The following is an 828-nucleotide window of genomic DNA, read 5'->3' as shown; positions in this document are numbered from 1 at the left end:
GCTGAACGGAAAATCGATCCTCAGCCGGGCAGGCGGCAGCGTCCGTTGCGCGGAGCGGAACGGACGGGGGTTGTGGCTCTGGTCGCTTCAGGCCGTGGCGGGTTGCAGGGTGACCTGGTGGCCGAGGGCTTGGAGCTGGCGGACGAGGTCGCGGGTCCTGCGGGCGGTGTTGAGGTGGCGGTGGTGCCAGTCGGCGCCGAGGTCGTGGTAGGGGGTGTCGGGGTCGTTGAGCAGGTGCCAGGCGATGACGAGGATGGAGCGCGCGACGGCGACCAGGGCCTTGGCGTGGCCGCGGCGCTTGACGATCCGGCGGTAGCGGGCGCCGAGGAAGGTGTCGGTGCGGGCGGCGGCGTTGGCCGCTTCGCCGAGGGCGCCCTTGAGCCAGGGATTGCCGCGGCCGGTGGGGCCGGTGGTGTTCTTGGCTCCGGACTGGATGGTGCGCGGGCAGAGCTTGGCCCAGGAGACCAGGTGCTCGGGTGTGGGGAAACGGCTCATGTCCAGGCCGATCTCGGCGAGGATGACCTGCGCGGTGGCGGGCCCGACCCCGGGGATGGCGTCCAGGCGGGCGAGTAGATCCGGGTGGTGGGGGCCGGCCAGTTCGGCCAGGAGGGCGGTGATGCGCTGGTCGAGGTGCTGGATCTGCCGGGTGTAGTGGTCGACGGTGTCCAGCAGCACCCGCAGGAGTTGGCCGTGATGGTCTTCGAACTGGCCGGTCAGGGCCTCGATCAGGGCGGGCTTCTTGTGGACGAGGCTGCCCTTGGCCAGGTCGGCGAGGGTGCGCGGGTGGTGCTGGCCTGCGGCTAGGGCGTCCATCATGGCCCGGCCGGA

General features: G+C 71.6%; 1 protein-coding gene. It reads right to left on the bottom strand.

All coding sequences use genetic code 11. The features are described from left to right. Positions 1–87: 87 nt before the first annotated feature. The coding region (locus ACFP3V_RS31370) for a transposase (protein ID WP_380591103.1) at positions 88–828 on the bottom strand (741 nt) is incomplete at its 5' end.

This window comes from Streptacidiphilus monticola (genome assembly GCF_042658505.1).
Taxonomy (GTDB): Bacteria; Actinomycetota; Actinomycetes; order Streptomycetales; family Streptomycetaceae; genus Streptacidiphilus; species Streptacidiphilus monticola.
The sequence above is the reverse complement of the archived record's forward strand: the minus strand, read 5'-3'. Positions and strand labels throughout refer to the sequence as shown.